Here is a 503-nt window from a genome sequence, read left to right as displayed (position 1 = left end):
AACAGGTGGTGAAGTTTCTTGATATTTTGCCTAAAAATCAGAGAGACGTATTGCAAGCGGTTTATCTCGAAGAACTGCCACATCAGCAAGTAGCGGAACTTTTTGACATACCACTGGGCACGGTGAAGTCTCGGTTAAGACTCGCAGTAGAAAAGTTAAGGCACTCAATGCATACGGAGCAACTATGAACAAACATCCAGATAACAACTTGTTAGAAGCATACGCTTCGGGCAGCATTGATGCGGTTTCTGGTCTTGTGGTCGCCACACATTTAGAGACGTGCTCAAAGTGCCGAGCGTATGTAAACCAAGTAGAAGCAAGTCAAGCAAACACAGTGAGTGAAAGTCCATCAGAGTATTCACCTGAGTTTGATGACATGTTGAACGACATTATTAACGCAGAACCTGTGAACGACAATGTGTTGATTCAAGATACAGCTTTCGTCAATGTTGCAGGTATAAGCTTCGAGCTTCCAAAAACGGTATTGCGCTTTGCTGGTTTGT

General features: G+C 43.5%; 1 protein-coding gene and 1 pseudogene. Both read left to right on the top strand.

Translation table 11 applies throughout. From position 1 onward, the window contains the following. Positions 1–188: sigma-70 family RNA polymerase sigma factor (locus R7Z77_RS28790; protein ID WP_318137490.1), on the top strand; the 188-nt coding region annotated here is incomplete at its 5' end. Beyond that, positions 185–503 (top strand): annotated as a pseudogene (locus R7Z77_RS28785) (zf-HC2 domain-containing protein); the annotation flags it as partial. The gene R7Z77_RS28790 and the pseudogene R7Z77_RS28785, both read left to right, overlap by 4 nt.

It is taken from the genome of Vibrio sp. 1401, from assembly GCF_033340295.1.
The sequence above is the reverse complement of the archived record's forward strand: the minus strand, read 5'-3'. Positions and strand labels throughout refer to the sequence as shown.